Annotated in this window: 23 protein-coding genes; 22 read left to right on the plus strand and 1 reads right to left on the minus strand. The window is 66.4% G+C overall.

Annotated features, from left to right (window positions below):
• Positions 1 to 63 precede the first annotated feature (63 nt).
• Genes CR157_RS22670 through CR157_RS17455 form a run of 3 tightly spaced genes read left to right on the plus strand, consistent with a single transcriptional unit; the run spans position 64 to position 2,065 of the window.
• A complete protein-coding gene (locus CR157_RS22670) occupies positions 64 to 240 on the plus strand; it encodes a hypothetical protein (protein ID WP_181422102.1) in 177 nt (58 codons plus the stop codon).
• 50 nt (positions 241 to 290) lie between these two features.
• On the plus strand, positions 291 to 962 hold the full coding sequence (locus CR157_RS17450) for a hypothetical protein (protein ID WP_110284810.1): 672 nt from the start codon (positions 291 to 293) through the stop codon (positions 960 to 962).
• Positions 959 to 2,065: a GIY-YIG nuclease family protein gene (locus CR157_RS17455; RefSeq protein WP_110284811.1), complete on the plus strand. Its 1,107-nt coding sequence runs from the start codon at positions 959 to 961 to the stop codon at positions 2,063 to 2,065. Before CR157_RS17450 ends, CR157_RS17455 begins: the two co-directional genes overlap by 4 nt.
• 363 nt (positions 2,066 to 2,428) lie before the next feature.
• Here the strand turns inward: CR157_RS17455 and CR157_RS17460 are convergent, their stop codons facing one another.
• Positions 2,429 to 3,574: an RNA-guided endonuclease InsQ/TnpB family protein gene (locus CR157_RS17460; protein WP_110284812.1), complete on the minus strand. Its 1,146-nt coding sequence runs from the start codon at positions 3,572 to 3,574 to the stop codon at positions 2,429 to 2,431.
• 132 nt (positions 3,575 to 3,706) lie between these two features.
• Here CR157_RS17460 and CR157_RS17465 point away from each other — a divergent pair, with 132 nt between their 5' ends.
• From CR157_RS17465 to CR157_RS17555, 19 genes are all read left to right on the plus strand, one after another.
• Entirely contained in the window at positions 3,707 to 4,651 is a 945-nt protein-coding gene (locus CR157_RS17465; RefSeq protein ID WP_110284813.1) for a phosphoadenosine phosphosulfate reductase domain-containing protein, read from the plus strand.
• Between the two features lie 199 nt (positions 4,652 to 4,850).
• Positions 4,851 to 5,060 (plus strand): hypothetical protein, encoded by a 210-nt coding sequence (locus CR157_RS17470; RefSeq protein WP_110284814.1) that lies wholly within the window; start codon positions 4,851 to 4,853, stop codon positions 5,058 to 5,060.
• 146 nt (positions 5,061 to 5,206) lie between these two features.
• On the plus strand, positions 5,207 to 5,572 hold the full coding sequence (locus tag CR157_RS17475) for a DUF4870 family protein (RefSeq protein ID WP_258364217.1): 366 nt from the start codon (positions 5,207 to 5,209) through the stop codon (positions 5,570 to 5,572).
• 145 nt (positions 5,573 to 5,717) lie between these two features.
• Entirely contained in the window at positions 5,718 to 6,776 is a 1,059-nt protein-coding gene (locus tag CR157_RS17480; protein ID WP_110284815.1) for a hypothetical protein, read from the plus strand.
• Between the two features lie 3 nt (positions 6,777 to 6,779).
• Complete coding sequence (locus tag CR157_RS17485; protein WP_110284816.1) at positions 6,780 to 7,424, plus strand: hypothetical protein; 645 nt, start codon at positions 6,780 to 6,782, stop codon at positions 7,422 to 7,424.
• A complete protein-coding gene (locus tag CR157_RS17490) occupies positions 7,421 to 8,260 on the plus strand; it encodes a hypothetical protein (RefSeq protein WP_110284817.1) in 840 nt (279 codons plus the stop codon). Before CR157_RS17485 ends, CR157_RS17490 begins: the two co-directional genes overlap by 4 nt.
• Complete coding sequence (locus tag CR157_RS17495) at positions 8,257 to 8,850, plus strand: type I-E CRISPR-associated protein Cas6/Cse3/CasE (protein WP_110284818.1); 594 nt, start codon at positions 8,257 to 8,259, stop codon at positions 8,848 to 8,850. The genes CR157_RS17490 and CR157_RS17495 overlap by 4 nt, the downstream gene beginning before the upstream one ends.
• A 328-nt stretch (positions 8,851 to 9,178) precedes the next feature.
• Complete coding sequence (locus CR157_RS17500) at positions 9,179 to 11,191, plus strand: helicase C-terminal domain-containing protein (RefSeq protein WP_110284819.1); 2,013 nt, start codon at positions 9,179 to 9,181, stop codon at positions 11,189 to 11,191.
• Positions 11,192 to 12,160: 969 nt separating this feature from the next.
• The gene (locus CR157_RS17505; RefSeq protein ID WP_181422103.1) at positions 12,161 to 14,395 is read left to right on the plus strand and encodes a S8 family serine peptidase; all 2,235 of its coding nucleotides are present in this window, start codon (positions 12,161 to 12,163) and stop codon (positions 14,393 to 14,395) included.
• Positions 14,396 to 14,513: 118 nt separating this feature from the next.
• A complete protein-coding gene (locus tag CR157_RS17510) occupies positions 14,514 to 14,696 on the plus strand; it encodes a hypothetical protein (protein WP_110284821.1) in 183 nt (60 codons plus the stop codon).
• A gap of 156 nt (positions 14,697 to 14,852) precedes the next feature.
• Positions 14,853 to 15,422 carry a hypothetical protein gene (locus CR157_RS17515; RefSeq protein WP_110284822.1) on the plus strand — a complete coding sequence of 190 codons (570 nt, stop codon included), beginning with the start codon at positions 14,853 to 14,855 and terminating at the stop codon, positions 15,420 to 15,422.
• Positions 15,419 to 15,646, plus strand: coding sequence for a hypothetical protein (locus tag CR157_RS17520; RefSeq protein WP_110284823.1), 228 nt, complete (start codon positions 15,419 to 15,421; stop codon positions 15,644 to 15,646). The genes CR157_RS17515 and CR157_RS17520 overlap by 4 nt, the downstream gene beginning before the upstream one ends.
• A gap of 161 nt (positions 15,647 to 15,807) precedes the next feature.
• Positions 15,808 to 16,476 (plus strand): hypothetical protein, encoded by a 669-nt coding sequence (locus CR157_RS17525; RefSeq protein WP_110284824.1) that lies wholly within the window; start codon positions 15,808 to 15,810, stop codon positions 16,474 to 16,476.
• 32 nt (positions 16,477 to 16,508) lie between these two features.
• A complete protein-coding gene (locus CR157_RS17530; protein WP_110284825.1) occupies positions 16,509 to 16,841 on the plus strand; it encodes a hypothetical protein in 333 nt (110 codons plus the stop codon).
• A 2-nt stretch (positions 16,842 to 16,843) separates the two neighbouring features.
• Positions 16,844 to 18,142 carry a hypothetical protein gene (locus tag CR157_RS17535; protein ID WP_110284826.1) on the plus strand — a complete coding sequence of 433 codons (1,299 nt, stop codon included), beginning with the start codon at positions 16,844 to 16,846 and terminating at the stop codon, positions 18,140 to 18,142.
• Positions 18,143 to 18,220: 78 nt separating this feature from the next.
• A complete protein-coding gene (locus CR157_RS17540; RefSeq protein ID WP_110284827.1) occupies positions 18,221 to 18,514 on the plus strand; it encodes a hypothetical protein in 294 nt (97 codons plus the stop codon).
• A gap of 88 nt (positions 18,515 to 18,602) precedes the next feature.
• Entirely contained in the window at positions 18,603 to 18,884 is a 282-nt protein-coding gene (locus tag CR157_RS17545) for a hypothetical protein (RefSeq protein WP_110284828.1), read from the plus strand.
• A gap of 74 nt (positions 18,885 to 18,958) precedes the next feature.
• Entirely contained in the window at positions 18,959 to 19,435 is a 477-nt protein-coding gene (parS, locus tag CR157_RS17550) for a type II RES/Xre toxin-antitoxin system antitoxin (protein WP_110284829.1), read from the plus strand.
• A partial coding sequence (locus tag CR157_RS17555) for an RES family NAD+ phosphorylase (protein WP_181422104.1) occupies positions 19,435 to 19,680 on the plus strand: 246 nt, incomplete at its 3' end. The genes parS and CR157_RS17555, both read left to right, overlap by 1 nt.

Consider the following 19,680-nt stretch of genomic DNA (forward strand, 5'->3'; position numbering starts at 1 on the left):
AGGGCGTAGGCCGGAGGAGGCACCGGCCTCTCTGATGCCTACGGACTGGAAGCGGTGGCCTCGATGGATGAGTATGGCCTCGAGGGGAATCCCGACTACCTCGCCGAACGGGCCGACGATGCCGTGGCCAGCGGTGATATCGCCGAGCTCGGGGTCGTCGATCTGACGCTCAGGCTGGTGGCGGTGCGAGCCGTTCTCTGCCCCGAATACTCGCCGATCCCCGCCACTCTCTTATCCTGACACTCGCCACCCTGGTGGCCTGCCGACAACACCTCAACGGAGGGCCCCAGATGCCCGAGAATGCCGGAGACGCCCTGACCTCGACGCTGCGCACCCCCAGGCTCCCCGACGCGGTCGCCAAGCATCTGGCGGCCTGCCGGAAGGGGCTCGCCGACTCGGGCGCCCTGATGGAGATACCCGCCCTCAAGTGGATCGCCATCGCCGACACCGGGCTCAGGAGCTATCGCGACCAGCTGCTCGTCCACAAGCTGCTGCGTTTCTTCCATGAGCTGCGCGACATCCCGGCAAACGAGCGCGAGGCCTTCAGCGCACAGCTGGACCACGATCCGGCCGTGCGTGACCGCATCGGGGAGCAACTTTTCCTGCTGATCGATCGCCACGATGACATGGACAAGCCCTCGCTGCTGGGGCTGGCCTGGCGGGACTACATCCGCGGAAAGGTCACCCTGGATCAGTTCGAACGCCTGGCCCGGGCGATCGACCGGGTCCACCTGCCCCACATTGCCCACCTTGAGAGCTTGGGCATGGGCACCAGCAAGCCCAGCCGCGAGGAGGCCGCTGTCCTCACGGACCTGCTCCAGGCGGGACTGATCTACCCCGCGTCAGTCACCCGTCAGTTGGCGGATGAACTCGACTCCCGGCCCAGTGACGCCTATCACCGCACGGACATTGCCCATGTTCTGTTCACGCTCTATGCCGAACACCGGGGAGAGCCAGCATGACGTCCTGTGCCTACCTGTACCTGGCGGTTCCCCAGCGCGACGAGCGGTTCAAGATAGGCCGCTCAGTGGCGCCCGCCAGCCGATTCCAGGCCCTGGGCCTCGACGCGCTGGACCTGGAGCGCACCCGGGTACTGACGGGCACGGCGGGCCATATCGCCAAGGCCGAGTCGGTCCTGCACTTCATGCTCGAGTCGTGGCGATCCCCACATCCCCACGGGGGCGATGGGCACACCGAATGGTTTTCCCACGAGGCGCTGACCACGGCCACGGACTACGTGACGGATCTGGCGCGTCGTGACGACAGGTTTGCCCTGGCCGACCCCTGCGAGCTGTTGCACCCCCCATGCCCTGCGCCGGCGTCACGCCGCGACACCAAGGCCTCCGCCAGGGCGCAGTTTTTGGAAGGGGTCAACGACCGTGCCCGCGAGCTCCCCCGGGAACTGGCCGGCATGAGAGGGCACCTCGAGCGGTTCTGTGGGGCCGCCCGTGGAGTCATCGACAGGCCCGAGGAAGGCGAGGCCCTCCTGTGCTACGACGGCCTCAGCAGCGAGGCGCTCCAGGCGATGTCGTCGATCACCACCGAGGCCACCGTACGTGGCGAGAGCCAGATCTTGCTGCCGGACATGTGCGTCTCCGTGATCGCCTGTGGGCGGTCGTGCTACAACGACGGGCATGGCATGGGCATTCAGGCCATTGACTACGGTGAGCTACCGCGACTGCTCTCGGGACTGGCGGTCTATCGCGACGAGCCCGGTATCGATGTTCTCCAGCTGGATGCCGCCATCTCAACCTTGCAGCAGACGCAAGACGCGATGGATCGGCTCATCGGGGCGCTGCCCCAGGATGCCCGCCGGCTGGAGGGACACGTTCGAGGCACACTGTCGCGCCTTCGAGGCGACAATCTGATCCCCGCGGCGTACTGCTGCCGGCACACCAAGGCGGCTAGGCTGTCATCAGAGGATGTAGACGCTGTGAGGCTGGACATGATCGACACCCTGTTGCGTGGACTGGTGCTGTTCTCACCGGCACTCTTCCTGGGCCTGCCACTGGCCCTGTGGGCACGCCGTCACCGGCGCACGGCCCGCAAGCCCCCCGCCGACTGACCGTCGGCCATTCGCGGTGTCTCTCCCGGGGCACTGCCAACATGCGGTACCGACAGGACACTGTATCCGCCACCCCCGTTGCGTCTTTCGCCGGCCATGAGACCTTGGACGTGTTCCCCCTCACCGCCAGCGGAGACACGCCATGACCAGCAAGCCCCGGCTCATTCCCAGCCACCAGATCGACGATCAGGTGGTGATCCCCGGCCTGCGCCAGCAACTGGACATGCTGGGCGGCGCCGAGACCATCGCCAACGATGAGGCCAAGGGCCGCTTCTTCGCGGCGGAGGAGATCGACCTGTCGAGCTACGAGGCCATCGTCGTCTGCTTGACTGCTCCCCTCCCTGAAGGGAGGGGATTCCCAATTCACCGAGAACCGGACATGGAGACTTGCCCCATGCCGCTTACATTCTCTCCAAGGGCTAACACCGCCAGCCCGGCGGCTTTGATGTTGACCGCGGCGTTGATGTCGCGGTCGTGGCTCTCTGCGCATTCCGGGCACTCCCACTCACGAACCTGCAGCGGTAGCGCGTCCACGACGTGGCCGCAGCCGGAGCAGCGTTTGCTGGAGGGGTACCACTGGTCGATGGCCGACAGTCGCCGGCCCGCCCACTCAGCCTTGTATTCCAGCTGTCGGACGAATTCACCCCAGCCGGCATCACTGATCGACTTGGCCAGGGTAGGGTTGCGCAGCATGTTCTTCACCTTGAGGGACTCGACGCAGATCACTTGGTTCTCGTTAACGATCTGGCGGGACAGCTTGTGCAAGTTGTCCATCCGGCAATCGGAGATCTTGGCGTGAAGGCGCGCCACTTTCTGCCGGGCCTTGGCACGGTTCTTCGAGCCGAGTTTCTTCTTGCTCAGCCGACGCTGTGCCTTGACCAGACGGGTCGCGTATTTCGCCGTATGGCGGGGATTGCCGATTCGATGTCCGTTGCTGGTGACGAACAGGTCTTTCAAGCCGAGATCGATACCCACCATTTTCGGGGTAACGGGCAACGTCTCGGGGTCGAACTCACACAGGCAGCTGACGAAGTAGCGGCCTGCCGAGTCCTTGGAAACGGTGACGGTTGTCGGATCGCTGGGCAGTTCCCGGCTCCAACGGATCGCCAGCGGCTCCTTGCTTTTGGCCAGGAACAGCTGACCGTCTCGATACTTGAACGCCGAGCGAGTGAACTCCGCCGACTGGCGGTGTCGCTTGCTCTTGAAGTTCGGGTAGCGGGCACGGCCCTCGAAGAAGTTCTTGAAGGCGGTCTGCTGGTGGCGAAGGCACTGCTGAAGCGGGACCGAGCTGACCTCGTTGAGGAAGGCCGTCTCGGCGCCCTTCTTCAATCGGGAAAGCTCGGCATTCGCCTCCACGTAGCCGATCTTCTCTCGGCGTTCGTAGAACGCATCGGTGCGGTAACGCAGCACCGCGTTGTAGACGAAACGCACACACCCAAACGTCCTGGCCAGGAGTTGCTCCTGTTCAGGCGTTGGGTAGAAGCGGCACTTGTAGGCGCGTTTCGTCATGCCTTACAAAATACACCGAAAACTGTAAGATAGCAACCGCCTGAGAAGGAGGCAGCGAGAACAGGGTCGTCCTTGCGGACGACGCGCTATCCCTCCTCGCACTAGAAGTGCGAGGTATCTCGCGCAAATCTGATGAGCGGCGGCAAGGACTCGATCGCCTGCCTCCTGCATCTGATCGAGCAGGGCGTCGACATGCGCAAGGTCGAGCTCTGGCACCACGATGTCGACGGTCGCGAGGGCAGCACCCTGATGGACTGGTCGTTCATGGCTGACTTCAATCGCCAACTGGCGCATGCCTTCGAGGTGCCGCTCTATTTCAGTTGGCTCAAGCACGGCTTCGAGGGGGAAATGCTCAAGCAGGACGGCTACAGCCATCCCCAGTGCGTCGAAACGCCCGACGGCCTGCTCACCCTGGAGCGCGACACCCGTCGCAGCAAGCCGGCCACCCGCCTGCGCTTCCCCCAGGTCAGCGCCAGCCTTCAGACCAGGTGGTGTTCCGCACTCAAGATCGATCTGGGTCGCCGGGCCCTGAACAACCAATCGCGTTTCCTGGGTACCAAGACCCTGTTCATCACCGGCGAGCGTCGGGAAGAGAGCGCCAACCGCGCCCGCTATTTCCAGCTGGAGCGACATGCCAGCGACACCCGCTTTGGTCGCAAGGCTCGCCTTGTCGACGCCTGGCGGCCGGTCCTTGACTGGGACGAGAGCCGCGTGTGGGAAACCCTCGAGCGCCATGGCGTGCTGGCGCCGGTACCGTACCGCCTGGGCTGGTCACGCAGTTCATGTCAGTCGTGTGTGTTCAACAGCGACACGATCTGGGCCACCATCGCCCACTACTTCCCCGAGAAGGCCCAGCGCATCGCCGACTACGAGCAGCAGTTCGGTACCACCATCAGCCGCGACAAGCTCACCGTGCTCGAGCGGGCCCGCCGCTCACGCCCCTTCGAGATCGAGGACCTCGCCGCCCTCGAGCAGGCCACCCGGCCCGACTACACCCTCCCGGTGTTCGCCGCGCCCGGCACCCCCTGGGTATTGCCTGCGGGCGCCTTCCGCAGCGAAGGCTGCGGCGCCTCCTAGCCACCGGCGTCGCCCGGGTCATTGCCCGGGCCATTCGTCACTCCGCCCTGTCATCCGCAGGGCGCTTTCTTTCGCGCAGCGTTTTTCTAAGTCGTGCCCCTCAAGAGTAATTCCAGACTGATCGTCGGGGGGGAGGGGAGCCGTAGGCTTGTCCCAGACCCCACCGCTGGCGCCAGCCCCAGCCCACCCAGGAGCCCACATGTCGACCTGCCGCATCCCCGAGCCCCGCGCCGACCGCATCATCAGCGACTACCGCAGCCTCTACGCCAAGGCCAACGGCCAGCCACCGCGCCTCACCCGTCGCGGTGACCGCATCATCGTCAACGACGGCGTCGGCTACCCCCTGGGCGCCCTGGTCACCATGACCAACAACCTGCGTTGGCGCCTGACCGGGGAGCTCAGCTGGTAGGAGCGTGGCGTTCCTTCGCAACAGTGACGTTACGCCCTTGCGCAGAAGGTCCCTCAAGGGCATGTCCCGACCGGAGTCCTTCCTGGGCACGCCCCTACCATAGGCCGGGCAGTACCCATCCAACCGAAGCCCCAAGGAACCAGAAGATGACCACGGACAACACCACCGCCCCGACACCCGCTGCCGCCACCTCCGATGGCATGTGCAAGGCCGTCTATCTCCTCTACCTCGCCGGCCTGTTCACCGGCATCACCGCACTGATCGGCGTGGTGATCGCCTACCTCAACCGCAACGACGCACCCGAGTGGCTGCGCTCTCACTACCAGTTCCAGATCCGCACCTTCTGGATGGGCCTGCTGTTCCTGGCGGTGGGCTCCCTGCTGTCCATGGTCATTATCGGCTTCCTGGTGCTGCTGTTCTGGGCGGTCTGGCTGGTGATCCGCGTCATCAAGGGCTGGAAGGCCCTGGCCCAGCAGCAGGCACACCCGAACCCCACCGGCTGGATGTTCTGACGTTACCGTGACCTAGCCCATTCCCCGCCGACAGAGCACCCCGCTGGCGGTGGTCTTGTTTGCCCCCTTGCATCCTCAGCCAGATCGCTACGCTGGCCCAGCGCTGGCACGATCTGGCGCGAGCCTTTCACCCGAGGAGACTTCCGTGACCGATACCTATGCCTACACCCTCCGCGGGCACCTCACTGCGCAGAGCCCGATCTCGGTCAACTACATTGGCCTGGATGGCGCCTTGCCGAGCACCCCGCACGGCCAGGTGTTCCTGAACGGCGGCACCCTGCGCGGGCCGCTGCGCAAGAGCGCCCTGAACGTGGTGCTGCGCGAGACCGCCAAGGACACCGGCATGCCGCTGTCGCAGATGTACATGCTGGGGCAGGGCGTGGATACCACCCGCGAGGTGAACACAGAGGACACCGGCAAGAGCCACGACCCTATGGCCGAGAAGCGCCTGCGCGAACTCAACCCGCTGCTCAACCTGATGGGGCGCTGGAAGCTCGCCGGTCGCCTCGAGGTCCAACCGCTGCTGACCCCGGCAACCAACGTGGTCACCGCCGGGCAGGGCGTTCGCCACGACCAGTTCGAGCGCGACCCCGAGCTCGTTGACTGGCTCGACGACGCCGAGCGCGACCGCCTGCTCCAGACGCTGGCCAGCAGCCGCGCCAGCATGGACGACATCAAGGTGGTCCGCGAGCAGGTCAACGAGTTGAAGAAGGCCTACCGCAAGGCCGCTGACGATCCCGACGACCGCAAGCGCATCAGCCAGCAGCTCGCCGACCTGGATGCCCGTGAGAAAGCCATCAAGGAAGCACGAGAGGGCGGTACCGAGTCTCTCAAGCACCCGCTGGCCGGGCATGAGTCGATCGCCCCGGGGAGCGAGCTGAGCTGCACCCTGCGCATCAACGGCGGCAACGCCGTGGACCTGGGGCTGCTTCTGCACAGCCTGGCCGACTTCTCGATCACCCCGCACCTTGGCGGTCACCGCGCCGGCGGCTTCGGCGCCGTCTCCGGCCAGTGGACGGTGTACCGGCGTGCCAGCGGCGAGCTCAAGGCCGAACCCATCGGCGAGGTCACCCTCGACGACCTGGGCTTCCAGATGGAGGGCGAATCGCTCACCGAGGCCTGGGACGCGTTCGTCGCGGCGCTCCCCGACATGGACCTGTCCGTCTATCTGCTCAGCCAGGCCCGTCAACGCCAGGAGGCATGACCCATGGCCACTGCGTTTCAACTCCGCCTGCGGCTGCACACGCCGGTGATCCTGCCGGTGGTCACCCCCCGGCTCGACACTCTGCTGGCCGAAGCCGTGCGGCATCAGCGGCTGGACTGGGCCGCGCCGGTGGACGACCTGCCGCTGACCTGGGATGACCAGCGCGGCGGCTACCGGGGCTCCCAGGCCGTTTTCGGCATCACCGCCCAGCACGGGCTCGTCGGCCAGGTGGTCAAGCTCCCCTCGAGCGTGACTCGCCTGCCGGCTCATGCCGCGACGCGTCGGAACAAGCCGATCAAGAACATCAAGATCGATGGCTCGGGTACGGCGCCCAAGCTGACCACCCACCACGGCTACCTCAGCCCGTACCTGATGTTCTATGGCGAGGGTGACCCGGAACAGTGCCTCAAGCTGTTGAGCCTGATCCATCACGTCGGCAAGGAGCACGCCCGGGGGCAAGGACACTTCACCATCGAGGCCGTGGAGCCTGATACCGACGAAGGCTGGCGGATGCGTCCCTGGCGATCCGCCGAGGACCATGCGTCAGACCGCTATAGCGCCGTTCCTGACACGCTGCGGATGGGACTCACCGGCGCCGACGAGCCGGTCTACCGCCCCCCTCGGGTTCTCAAGGAGGTGCTGGCATGAGCCGCGGTTACGCACTGCTCCATCAGGCCACCACGGGGCTCCGTGACCCCGCCATGATGGACACTTTCACCCCCACGACGGTGTCCTGCGCCTGCTGCCGGCGAGCCTGGGACGAGGTCGAGGACCCCGGGCTGGCCATGGAGTACCAATACGGCGCCGGCTACGCCTTCGAGTCCGTCTGCACGACCTGCTACACGCCCCGGATTCCCGCCACCGCCATGCTGGGTGTCGAGAAGCTGGCGCGGGGCGGGAATCCTGACGGAGGGAAGCTGGGGATGCTGGCCGGCTCCGGCGGCGTCATTACCCCGGCGGGTGAGCTGGATCTGGCGCTGCCCCAGGGCTGGATCGACAAGTTTCAGGACGGTGAGTTGGGCCGCCTGGGACGCCTGCATCGCTGTGGCGCCATGGCCCTGCTGCTGAAGCTGCACAGCGCCGGAGCGCTGGCGGACAGCCATAAGGGCTTCGTGTTCATCGAGAACTGGGGCCGCAAGGCCGACACCCTGATGGGCCAGTGGCGGGCATCGTTCTCCTTGTCGGAGGTGTGGTGCCTCAGTGACCAGGGCGCCGAGCCCCTGGATCTCGCCGCCATGATCGATGTCGCTCGCCTCGTGCACGCCCAGGGGCTGGCGAAGAAGGCCGTGACCCCCGCCTTCTGGCGGCCCATCGTCCAGGCCGCTCAGGGTCGGCGTCATGACGCGTCACTGCAGAAGTGGACGGAGGCGCTCGACGATCCCATGACCGTGCTGGCCGCGCTGCCCGTTGATCCCCATAGCCGCATGCGCCTGACCCCGGTCATGCGCGAACTCATTCCACTGATCGAGGAGGGTGCCCTGTGATCGTGCACTACTACGAAGGCTCTGCCCTGGCCCATCCCGGCAATCCGCCGGGGCAAGAAGTAACCCTGGATGACCGGCACAAGACGGCCTGGCGGCTGTTTGCCGGAGCGGCCGACTACCCGGGCGGCCAGCGCAACTTCCTGTTCCGTGCCGAGCCCCTGGGGCCAAACCGGCACCTGTTCATGCTGCGGTCGGCCGAACCCTTCCCCGGGGGAGCCCCGCGGGAGATCGAGCTCAAGGAGGGCGCCCGGCTCAACCTGGAGTGGGTGATGTCGCCCACCATCACGGCCAGTGCCCACGCCCACGGACAGCGGGGCAAGCACATGCCCGCGCCTCGCGAACGCTGGCCAGAGGTTGTGGCCTCGCGCCTCGCCGCCAGCGGACTCGCCCTTGCCGACCCGCAGGATCAGGAAGTGCTCGAGTGGACCTCGGTACGCCACGTGCGTCGCAAGAAGGGCCGCTTCACCGTCGCGCAGTTCCGTGCCGCGGTGACAGTGAGTGACCCGATCAAGGCCGCGGCGGCGTGGCTCGACGGGATCGGCCGCAAGAAAGGCTACGGCATGGGCATGCTGTGCCGGGTGGTGGATTGAGCTTCCCCTCAGGGAGTGCGCGGCTTCCCAAGCGAGCGACGCTTTCCCCGCAGGCGCGGGGGTGAACGTACGGCACCCAGCGCCGACGCCGCTGTTCGGCAGTGTTCCCCGCAGGCGCGGGGGTGAGCGCGGCCTACGACACTGTCGCAGTAGTGCCCCGCAGCCGCGGGGGTGGCCGAGGCCTGCAGCAACGCTGAAGTAATGTCCCGCACCATCGGGGGTGGGCGATACCAGCACTCGCCCTTGGTGAATCAGTCACCGCGCTCCCCGCAAGTCGGGGATGACCCGTGCTGGCGCGGTGTGACGACATGAATGGAAGGGAGCAGCAATGCATAACCCGGTGGCACACTATCTCAGGGAGCAACTCCCCAAGCGGCCCGGCTTCACCGTCAACCCGGTCCAGCTCGACTACGCCGAGGCGATCTGTGCCGGTTTGGCCAGGCCCGGGCAGTTTCACTTCAACGAGGCCAGCACGGGGATCGGCAAGAGCCTTGCCTACCTGCTGTGCCTGGCCGACTGGGTCGCCCGGGGACACCAGCATGGGCGACGGGCCGTGATCTCGACCCATTCGCGCAGCCTGCAGCGCCAGCTGCTGGCCGAGAGCAATCAGGCCATCATCGCCGACTACCTTGCCTGGCAGGGGCTGCCTGCCCTGACCATGGGGTTGCGCATGGGCCGGCAGAACTATGTGTCGCCGACCCGCCTCGCGCTACGCCTGGGCGCCCCAGATCTCTCAACGGTGGTGGTCGACCTCGGGCGACCCAGCTCCGAGCGCGAGCTGGCGCAGTGGGCGCTGGAGACGGAGGGCTGTCTGCTGGACCTGATGCCGGAGCAGCTGCCGGATGGTCTGACGCCACAGGACATTGCGCTAACGGACCATGAACCCACTCCGGCCGCACTGTCCGAGCATTACGATGCCATGCGTTCCAGTGACCTCCTGGTCATCAACCACACGCTGCTGGCCATCGACCTGGTGACCCAGGGGCAGGTGACCGCAGCGGAAGAACCGTATGCGCTACTGCTGGATGAGGCTGAGCACTACCCGGAAGCCGCGGAGCAAGCGTTGTCCCAGCGCCTGTCGTTCCGCTCCACCTTGACGCTGCTGCGCTCCATGGGCCTGAAGACGGCCACCCGGGCATGGCAGACCCTGTTCGACGATTTCCGGTCGCCGGCGCGGGCGGGGGAGGTGGTCATCCCCGGCGCCGCTGAGCAGCAGGTGATGGTCGACGCGCTGTCGGGGTTGCTCCGGGCCCGCCCCTCGGCGGATCGACACGATGACACGACGTGGCAAGAGTGGCGTCAGGTGCGCCAGGAGGCCGACGCGATCCTCCGTCATCTGCGCAATACGCAAGGCCCCCAGCGCGTCCTGTTGCAGCACTCCCCGGTCGAAGGGCTTCCCGGGCTGGTGGTACCGGCGCCAGCCGCCGGCGCCAGCCTGAAGGCCAACGCCGAGAAGCGCGTGACACTGCTCACCTCGGCCACGCTGTCGGATCTTCAGCACGGTCCTGGTGAGGCTCCGACCTTCGATTTCATGCGCGGTCGCCTGGTGATGGGCGCCAGCGACTCCCGCATGGGGCTGACGGAAGCCTTCGAGCCGCTGACCTTCGGCGATCTCACGTTCCAGTTCCCTGCCGACATGCCGGCGCCGCTGTACAAGACCGACGCAGGGCACCATGAACTGGCCCCAACGTTCGCCAAGCGGGCCATCCGGGAGATTCTCGCGAGTGGCAAGGGGCGTACCCTGGTGCTGTGCGGCAGCTACCACGATGTCGCGGTACTCAAGCGCCACTGGCCAGCGGATGCCGCCTCGCGGCTGGTCACCCATGCGGCAGGAGAGCCCCTCAACCAGATTGCAGAGTCGTTGCCCCGGGACGCGATCCTGGTCACCCCAGCGGGCTGGGAGGGTCTGTCTCCCCAGCGCCAGGATGGCCAGAGTTACTGGGCGACGGTGGTGATCCTGCGGAATCCCAGGCCGGCGCCCAGCGCGGTTGAGCATTTCACGCTGGCCCAGAGCCTGATGGCCACAGCAGGAAGAGCCGACGAGGCATCGCGCATGGCGACCGTGTTGCAGACGCGCCAGGATGGCACCAAGGCTGCCCACAAGCTTAGGCAGGGTATTGGTCGGGCGATCCGGCATCCGGATGACTCGGCGACCATAGTCATCCTCGACCCGCGTTTCCCCAGACCTGATGGAGAGCGCCCTGGCGAAGGGATGCGCACCGCAACGGAGCTGCTCGGCGCCATTCCCCATCGCTTCATGGGGCGGTACCGTCTAGCGAGAAAGAAGGTGAAGGAGGAGAGCAGGAAGCCCAGGCGGGTAGCTGTCACCGATTTCATGTAGTGGTGCGTGGTCGTGGTTCGCATAACCGGCCGATATTCATGCGTTATTTCTGTAGAGCTTTCCCCGCAGGCGCGGGGGTGTGCGGATGTATGTCGGGTTATCGGCGGCCTCGGCTTGGCTTTCCCCGCAGGCGCGGGGGTGTGCGGCAGCTCTACGACCCCAACCTCGGTGAGGTGGTGTGTTCCCCGCAGGCGCGGGGGTGAGCGGTTTTACGCGAGTCATTGAGGACGCTCGCCGATGTGTTCCCCGCAGGCGCGGGGGTGAGCGTTGCTCGTAGCGCTGGCAAGCGTACGCGGCGCGGTTTTCCCCGCGGGCGCGGGGTGAGCGGAATCGCGATCACCTAATCTGATCTGAGCGATAGTGTTCCCCGCAGGCGCGGGGGTGTGCGGTACTTAGCGACGTAGCCGGCGGCGGTGCCGCGGCGTTCCCCGCGGGCGCGGGGGTGAACGGAATATAAGTGATAGCCTGAGAAGCCTGGCATCGGTTCCCCGCCGGAGCGGGGTGCGCGGAATCAGCAGATTTTCAGAACTGCCCGATAATGTGCTCCCCGCGGTTGCGGGGTTGAACGCTACAGTCAGCTCCTGGGATGGATAGACACGCAGTGTTCCCCGCGGCTGCGGGGTGAACGGTAGGCAATTGACTCCCAGCGCTGCCACGCTAGGTGTTCCCCGCGGGCGCGGGGGTGAGCGGAGGAAGCCTATCACGTCAAGGTTCGCCCACTTGAGTTCCCCGCATTGGCGGGGCTTGACCGGACGGCTACACGATCCGCGGCACCAAGATCCAGAGGCGATCCCACCGATGCCGTCAGGGCTCCAGCGCCTGGCGGCATTTCTTTGAATGCACGCCCATGAAGGGGCTTTCCCGCCCCTTGCATCATCTGAAATATCCGTAATCTGGTCATCGACACGACACCCACGGATACCAGGAGATGCCGGTGCTGTGCCGTCAGGCCATAGCCGCATACTGCCCATGACCAAGCCCCGTTATGCGACCCTGCTGGCGCTGCCAGCCATCGCCTTCCTGCTCACCGGCTGTCTCGGCGGCGGTGGTGGCTCGACGAAGTCTAACGACCCCGATGGCGTCCACGAGCCCGCGCCAGCGCCCGAGAGCACCTCCCCTAGCGACAATGCCGAAACGCCCAGCCCGGATGGCGCCGTGGTGGTCGGCGTGGCCGATTCCGGCTTTCGCCTGACCCACGAGACGATCGAGCCCCACCTGCTCAAGGCGACCAACCTCATCGACGACAGCGCCGACGTCAGTGGCGACGAGGATCATGGGACCGCCATCGCTTCCCTGGTCACCCAGGCGCCGAGTCACACCGGCCTGTTGCTGGCCAAGGTGTCCGATGACGACAACGCCGGCCTCGCCGCCACCAATGTGCTCGATTACAGCGTGGGCTATCTGGCCACCGAGGGCGCCCGGGTCATCAACCACAGCTGGAGTGGGCGTATCGATGCCCCAGATCCCGCGGCATCGTATCGTGGGGTCAACGCCCTGACCTCGCTCGAGCAGATCATTTCCAGCAACGACGGCCTGGGGAGCGTCTATGTCATCGCCGCCGGCAATGACGGCCAGCCCCTGCAGTCGTCGAACCCGATCCACCAGCACGCGGAGATCTTCGAGCGCATGCTGATCGTCGGGGGATCGACCCGGGATGCCAACGACGAGGTCGTCCTCGACCCCCAGAGCAATCACCCCGGTGACGATGCGAACTGGCAGTCGCGCTTCCTGACGGCGCCCTGGGATGCCGTGGCCGCGACCGCCGACGGCGACGACACCTACGCTTACTGGGGCGGGACGTCCGTCACGGCACCACAGGTGGCCGAATTCGCCGCTGCCATCATCGAGCGCTGGCCCCACCTGGATGCCGCGACCGTCTCCAAGCACCTGCTGGACACCGCCGACCAGAGCTCGCCGCTGTTTCAGGACAACACCTGTGGCGCCAGCGGCTCCGCCAACTGCGGCACCTACTACATGGGGCAGGGGGAAGCCGACATCCTCGAAGCCCTGGCTCCGGCCGGCACCCTCGCCGTGCCCACCGGGAACCAGGTCGATGGGGCCTCGGTGGAGGCACACCAGAGCATGGCCGAACTGTCCGGCGCCTACGGCGACAGCCTCGCCACCAGCGACGCCCTGGCCAGGGTGGCAGCCTTCGACGACCTGGGCCGGGACTACCCCATAGACCTGTCGGGACAGAGCCAACCACGCCAAGACCGGGAGCGCACCATGCGCGACCACATGGCTAGGCTCTCGGCCGCCTCGCCCGAGCAGCGCCAGCAATTCGACGGCACCTTCGGGGCATTTCGCTTCAGTGCCACCCACAACGGCCGTGGAGAGACCCTGGCCAGCCGCCTCGATGGGCGCATGGGCGCCAGCCAGTGGACCGCCTTTCACTTCGCCGGTGATGAGACGGACCCGCTGAGCCCCTATGGCAACTCGGGCATGATGCCCTTGCTGTCGTACCAGGGCGGCTCCGCGCTGACCGAAGGGCTCGACGCCGTGAACGGCCTGCGCACGGAAGTCCCGCTGGGTGGCCAGCTGGCGCTTGTCGCCAAGCACTGGGCCGGCGACGGCCGCGACGAGACCTCGGCGTTCGACAGTACCTACCAGGCCAGCCGCACCGATCTGGGGCTGCGCATGGCGCTCACCGACGACATCGGCCTGACCAGCACCGTCGGCGTGCTCAACGAGTCCCAGGGGCTGCTGGGGGCCCAGGGCCACGGTGCCCTGTCCCTCGGAGAGCGCAACCGCATGACCTTCGGCAGCGTGACCCTCGACGCCACCTTGGCACCGCGGCTGCGTGCCTTCGCCCACTATGACCAAGGCCGCGGCGATGCCCACCCCAGCGGTCTGATCCAGCGCATCGAGGGTATCCAGGCCGAGGAGTTCGGCATGGGGCTCCAGTGGACCGGCGATCGCCACCTCGCCGCACTGGGCTACCGCCAGCCGATGCGCCTCGACAGCGCCACAGCGACGCTGTCGGTCCCGGTCGGACGCACCCTCGACGGCACAGTGATCCGAGAGTCGCGTCACGCCTCGCTGTCGCCTTCCGGGCGCCAGCAGGATATCGAGCTCGGCTACACCTACCTGCCCAGCGAACGCAGCGCCCTGCAGGTCAACCTCGTGCACACCCTCGAGCCGGGCCACGACCGTGACGCCTCGCCCGATACGGCCGCCATGGTGAACTACCGTGTCCGCTTCTAACCCTCGCCCCGTTCGCGCAGGCCTGAAGGGGCTGGCGCCTTGGTGCCTCCTGATCTCGGCGTTGCCAGCCTGGGCTAGCCCACCCCCGGACACCCACCCCGACGGAGCGCCCTACACCGTGCGCAACGCCGCCGGCGAGGTGCTGACCCGCTGGGAGCGGGTCGGGGTCACCCCCGAGGGCTGTGCCGAGTATCAGCAGGTGCCCGTGGCCTCCGGCATCGCCGTGACCCAGGTCATCCACTACTGGACGGACGACGGCTTTCGCATGACACCCGACGGCTGCCTGCCGCTGCCGCGCTGAGCCGTGCAGCGCCCCGCCGTTGCGTCGGAACAGAGCGTGCAAGCGCCTGACCCCATCGACATCGAGAGGCCCTTGCGTAATCAGCGGAATCGGTAAGCTGGACCCAAGGGCTCACGCCCACCGACACGACAGACCAGAGGACGCCCGAGACGCCCCATGAGCCAGCAGCAGAAGAAACGCGCATCCCGGCTGCGTCGCGCCAGCCGGTTCTGCCAGCAGGCCTACTGCTGGCGCTACGTCGACCACGCCCAGGTCGATGCCGGCGGCGAGGTCACCAAGCACGGCTATGGCGTGCTCGCCATGGTCCCGCCTCACCAGGTCGACGCCATCTATGGAGATGCCCAGCGCCTGGCCATGCACTGGCAGGTGATCCTGATCGCCTATGCCCGCAACCCGGCAGGGGAGGAGTACCGGGAGTGGGGCTGGGTCCACAGCCGGAATGCGTTCCGGGCCGAGGGCGACCGCATCACCCCGCTGATCGAGGTGGCCAACCAGCAAGCCATGGCCGGCGTCGATGAGGGCGACGAGGTCTTCGCCCGGGGCGTCATCATGGCGCCCTGGACCGCCGGCGGCGGCGTCACGCCCGATCGCCTGGCGGCCCGACTCAAGACGCGGCTGCGCCTCAAGGACCATGAGATCCAGGCCATTCGTTGCTCGGAGGCGCCGACCGGCAGTGACGTGATCACCTTCGATCACCCCGACGCTGCGCAGTGGAGGACACCATGAGCTCGCGTGACCCGAAGCCCGTGCTGGGTGCCTACCGCGACGCCTACATGGCCGCCATGGGGACCGAGCCCACCATCATCGAGGGGCGCGGTGGCTGGTACACCGTGGACCTGCCCGGCGGTGCCGGGGTCGGCCGACGCCGGCTCCATCAGCTGGAAGCCCTGACCGCGCAGCTGCGGCGGCAACCCGAGGAAGAGGCTGCTCAGCAATGGCACCACCGATGACGCCGTCACGACGCAACAGGAGGCCTTCGACAGCAAACCCTCGCACCCGCGGGTAGGTCAGCCGCCAGGCGGACCCCCCTGCGCGAGGTGCCCGGCAGGACGCCGCGCCATGTAACAGCCTCGATCACCGAGGCCTGTGGATGTCAGAAAAGGAAACCGACATGCGCAAACTCATGATGCTGCCGGCGCTGGCGCTGGCACCGGCCCTGCTGGTGGGCTGCTCGTCATCCCCGATCGACAAGGCGCTGGACCAGGAGGCCAAGATCCACGAGCGCTTGCAGGAACGAGAGGTGGAGCTGGCCAAGCTGCGGATCAGGGCCGGCGAAGAGCAGCTCGACAGCCTGCCCGCGTGGGTGCTGAGCAAGCCGCGCCCCGACGGGAGCGGCATGTACGGGGTGGGGATCGGCGAGAGCCCGGATCTCACCAACGCGATTCGCAAGTCCAACCTCCAGGCACGGTACGACGTGGCCAAGGAGGTGAACATGGAGCTGTCAGCCGAGGACACCATGGTCGGGTCCAGCGACAGCGACTACCGGTACATCGTTAACAGCTTCGTCGACCAGGTGAACCTCGCCGGCGTCGATGACATTGCTCGCGAGGTCCAGGCCGGGCCCCGTGGCTACCGGGCCTACACCCTGGTCAAGCTCCCCTACCGGGAGTTCAACCGGGCGCTGGATGCCTTCGGGCCGTCCAATGAGCTCGACGAGGCCTATGAGCGGCTGATGGACCGGGTGGCGGGCCAGCCGGCCTATGATCCGGATGCCGAGGCCGGCGAGGATCAGCCCCCTGCTGTCGCCGTCACGGAACCCCGTGGCGCCACGGCACCGTGAACGGTAGGCCTCTGCGACAGGCTGTTGGCAGTGTGCTGATCATCGCCCTGGCGGCCTGTGGCAACACCTCCAGCGTATCCCGAGCCGGCTGGGAGGGCCCGGGGAGCGACGGGTGGGACGATCAGGGTCGCTACTGCGTCCCGGGCATTGGCCGCCAGGCCGAGTTCGCGGCTCGCACGGGGGTGATGCTGGCAGGCACGCCCCCGCAGCATGTCGTGAGCGGGGGCTGGGAAGAGGCCGACCCGCAGCGCTACACCTACCGGATCACACAGCTGGAAGGTGGCTACAGCCTGCCAGAGGTTCGCCTGCACACCGCGGTCGTGGAACGGGCAGGGGAGCCCTTCACCTGTGCCTGGGAGGAGTGAGGATGGTCTCTGACACGTTGGAACAACGGCGCGAGAGATGGCGGCATCGACTCCGGCGCGGCGCCGCGATCGGGACATGTTGCCTGCACCTGCTGTTCGGTGGTGTGGCCCACGCCTTTCAGACGGTGCTCGAGGATCGCTATGTGCTCCACGACGACGACACGGTCAGCAAGGCCAGAGAGCTGCTTCACTCGCGGCTGCGCGAGGAGGGGGCGCGACAGGCCGGCAGTTATGTCGCCCGGGAGACCACCCTCACCGAGAGCGGCGAGCTGGCGGAGTCGGTCACCGTGATGACCGCGGCCATGATCGAGGCCGAGACCCTCGAGGAAACCCTTACCGTGAACAAGGAGGGCCGGCCGGTGCTGTCCCTGCTGGTGCGGCTGGCCATCGAGGATGAGGTGCTGCAGGAGCGCATCGCCGCCCTGCACCGCGACCAACGGCAGCAGTTGGTCCTGGAGCGACTCACCCTGGAGAACCGACGCCTGCAGGCCGAGCTCAGGGCGCTGATCGACACCACCTTCGACGCTGCCGAAGCGTCCGAGCGGGCTCGCCGGGCCGAGCGACTGCTGGGCTCGCTCTCGAACAACCGTCAGGCCGTCAGCGACCTCGTCGACTCCCAGGCCTTGGCAGAGCAGGTCGATGCCTCGCTTGAGCGCCGCGCCACCCTCCAGCAGGCGTTCCTCGCCAAGGGTGCTGAGCTGGCCATGGCCATGAATGAGCGGATGCGGGTAGAGGTGGATCAGGTCACCCACCGCGGGGACATGCTTCAGCTTGAGATCAGCGTCACGGGACTCGGGGACTATCGGCGTGAGCTGGCGCAGCTGGTGGGGTTGCCGTTCGACGAGCACGGCATGATCGATCGTTTCGACCTGGAGACGATGGCACAAGAGGACGCCGAGCGGTTCTTCGCCAGCTTCGAGGTCCTGGCCAGCTTCCCGCTGTTCATCAAGGTAGAGGCCTCGCAACCAGGGGCGCACGACGGGCGGTTTGCCGTGGCCAGCCAGCTATTGCTGGGGACGACCTGGGTACGCGCCACCATGCAGGGACCACAAGTGGGCGCCGCGGCGGAGGTGCGGCCTGACGAAGCGGCTCGCATTGCTCAAAGCAACACGCTCCCGCGGAACATGGCACTGGCGGTGGTGCGCGAATCCACCAGCGACGCGGTAGAGGTCCGCGCCAATGGTGACCTGCGTGTCAGCTTGCAGCTGGCGGCGGAGGGTGGGGTGCCCGAGCGACTCCAGGCAAGGGCATTGCACCTGCCCTGGGGGTTCTACCGCAACCAGATGGGACGTGAGCGGTAGGCGGCGAGTTGCATAACCCTGATAATCTGGATAATCGCCATGCTGCCGGCACCATTCCGCCGGCGAAGGAGAACAGCCATGCAGTGTTCATGTGGTGGCGCGACAGACCGAGGCAAGGTTCGCAACGGCCGGCTCAAGGCGGATCTCGAGTACCAGGTCTGCCAGGCCTGCGGGCGAGTCAGCGATGCCGCGCTCTACATACAGGGGCGCTGGGTATCCAGCGACCTGCCAGGCGATGCTATCGCCCGGCGCTGGTTCAACGAGCTCACCGAGGAAAGCGCCGATCAGCTTCTCACCGTTGTCACGTCGCTTCAGGACGTCTTCGAGGAAGACGACTCACCGCGTGAGCCGGAGCAGGCCGAGCTGTTCTGACCGTCGTCGCACAACGGGGCGCGCAAGACGGTAGGATGGTGGCGGCCCAACCGGACACCCTCGACGATCGACGAAAAGGAGAAGTGGAGTGCCTACCCCCGACTGGCGGTACGAGAAGGCGGCAAGCACCGTCACAGCCCTCTGCCGAGCCCTGCAGACCGACCTGGATGAAGAGCAGCGCTCGGCGCTGTCGATCGCCCTGCACGATGCACTGAAGCTGGTCTGCGATGCCATGACCGAAGGCGATCCAGCGCGAGGCGATCTCTGGACGCCAGGGCTTGTGAAGCTGTTCTTCGAACAGCCGGACCAGTGCAAGCGCTGGCTCGAACTGCTGGACGAGCCAGAGTTCAAGCCGGACTACTACGGTTGAGCCCAGAAGGCATTCGCCTTTCGCGCCATTTGGCGTTATCCTGATGCCAAATGGCAACGATGGAGGGCAATGCCATGACCGTCATCGAAGAACATGCCAAACAGAACCGCGAGCATAGCATCCTGACGAGGACGCTTGATCTGCTGTTCGGGAACAAGCCTCACAAGGCCAAGACGCCTTTTGAAGTCCACGAGATGATCGAACAGGGCTTCCCTATGGAGGTCGTGATCTCGCTTTCTCACACAATCAACCTGCTCGATGACACCCAGGCGCTTATCAAGGTGGTGGGGATGTCCCATCGCACCTTCCAGCGTCGAAAGAACAAACCACAGCCACTGACTGCCGAACAGAGCAGTCGAACCTGGCGGTTTGCCGAGGTGCTGAGCAAAGCCGAGGACGTGTTCGGGGACATGGAGGAGGCCGAACGCTGGATGAACACGCCAGCGATGGGCTTGGAGGGCCACAAGCCGATCGACCTGATCTCCACCCAGGTGGGCTATGAATTGGTCGACGACTTCCTGACGCGCATGGATTACGGGGTTTACACCTGATGGTTGAGCGGCCAGGGAACGGCGATATCTTCCTGTGGCGCCTGGAGCGGAAGCGCCACCTTGAGACCTGGGACAGCGGTATCGGCGCCGAGCTGGGAGGTGGGCGCTGGAATTCGAAGGGTCGGGCGGCAGTCTATGGTTCGCTCGATTCTTCCACTGCCATCCTGGAGGTCGCCGCGCACAAGGGGTTCAAAGCCCTGGACACCGTACCTCACGTGCTCCTGTGCGCACGCATCCTCGACCCT

It is taken from the genome of Halomonas sp. LBP4 (assembly GCF_003202205.1).
GTDB classification, from domain to species: Bacteria; Pseudomonadota; Gammaproteobacteria; order Pseudomonadales; family Halomonadaceae; genus Halomonas; species Halomonas flagellata.

Bases quoted from the DNA above. Each gene is read 5' to 3' on its own strand.
- CR157_RS17490 (WP_110284817.1), top strand. From the start codon at position 7,421: ATGAGCCGCGGTTACGCACTGCTCCATCAGGCCACCACGGGGCTCCGT.
- CR157_RS17535 (WP_110284826.1), top strand. From the start codon at position 16,844: ATGGTCTCTGACACGTTGGAACAACGGCGCGAGAGATGGCGGCATCGA.
- parS (WP_110284829.1), top strand. From the start codon at position 18,959: ATGACCGTCATCGAAGAACATGCCAAACAGAACCGCGAGCATAGCATC.
- CR157_RS17500 (WP_110284819.1), top strand. From the start codon at position 9,179: ATGCATAACCCGGTGGCACACTATCTCAGGGAGCAACTCCCCAAGCGG.
- CR157_RS17540 (WP_110284827.1), top strand. From the start codon at position 18,221: ATGCAGTGTTCATGTGGTGGCGCGACAGACCGAGGCAAGGTTCGCAAC.
- CR157_RS17470 (WP_110284814.1), top strand. From the start codon at position 4,851: ATGTCGACCTGCCGCATCCCCGAGCCCCGCGCCGACCGCATCATCAGC.
- CR157_RS17455 (WP_110284811.1), top strand. From the start codon at position 959: ATGACGTCCTGTGCCTACCTGTACCTGGCGGTTCCCCAGCGCGACGAG.
- CR157_RS17515 (WP_110284822.1), top strand. From the start codon at position 14,853: ATGAGCCAGCAGCAGAAGAAACGCGCATCCCGGCTGCGTCGCGCCAGC.
- CR157_RS17450 (WP_110284810.1), top strand. From the start codon at position 291: ATGCCCGAGAATGCCGGAGACGCCCTGACCTCGACGCTGCGCACCCCC.
- CR157_RS17460 (WP_110284812.1), bottom strand. From the start codon at position 3,574: ATGACGAAACGCGCCTACAAGTGCCGCTTCTACCCAACGCCTGAACAG.
- CR157_RS22670 (WP_181422102.1), top strand. From the start codon at position 64: ATGGATGAGTATGGCCTCGAGGGGAATCCCGACTACCTCGCCGAACGG.
- CR157_RS17525 (WP_110284824.1), top strand. From the start codon at position 15,808: ATGCGCAAACTCATGATGCTGCCGGCGCTGGCGCTGGCACCGGCCCTG.
- CR157_RS17505 (WP_181422103.1), top strand. From the start codon at position 12,161: ATGACCAAGCCCCGTTATGCGACCCTGCTGGCGCTGCCAGCCATCGCC.
- CR157_RS17465 (WP_110284813.1), top strand. From the start codon at position 3,707: ATGAGCGGCGGCAAGGACTCGATCGCCTGCCTCCTGCATCTGATCGAG.
- CR157_RS17475 (WP_258364217.1), top strand. From the start codon at position 5,207: ATGACCACGGACAACACCACCGCCCCGACACCCGCTGCCGCCACCTCC.
- CR157_RS17485 (WP_110284816.1), top strand. From the start codon at position 6,780: ATGGCCACTGCGTTTCAACTCCGCCTGCGGCTGCACACGCCGGTGATC.
- CR157_RS17520 (WP_110284823.1), top strand. From the start codon at position 15,419: ATGAGCTCGCGTGACCCGAAGCCCGTGCTGGGTGCCTACCGCGACGCC.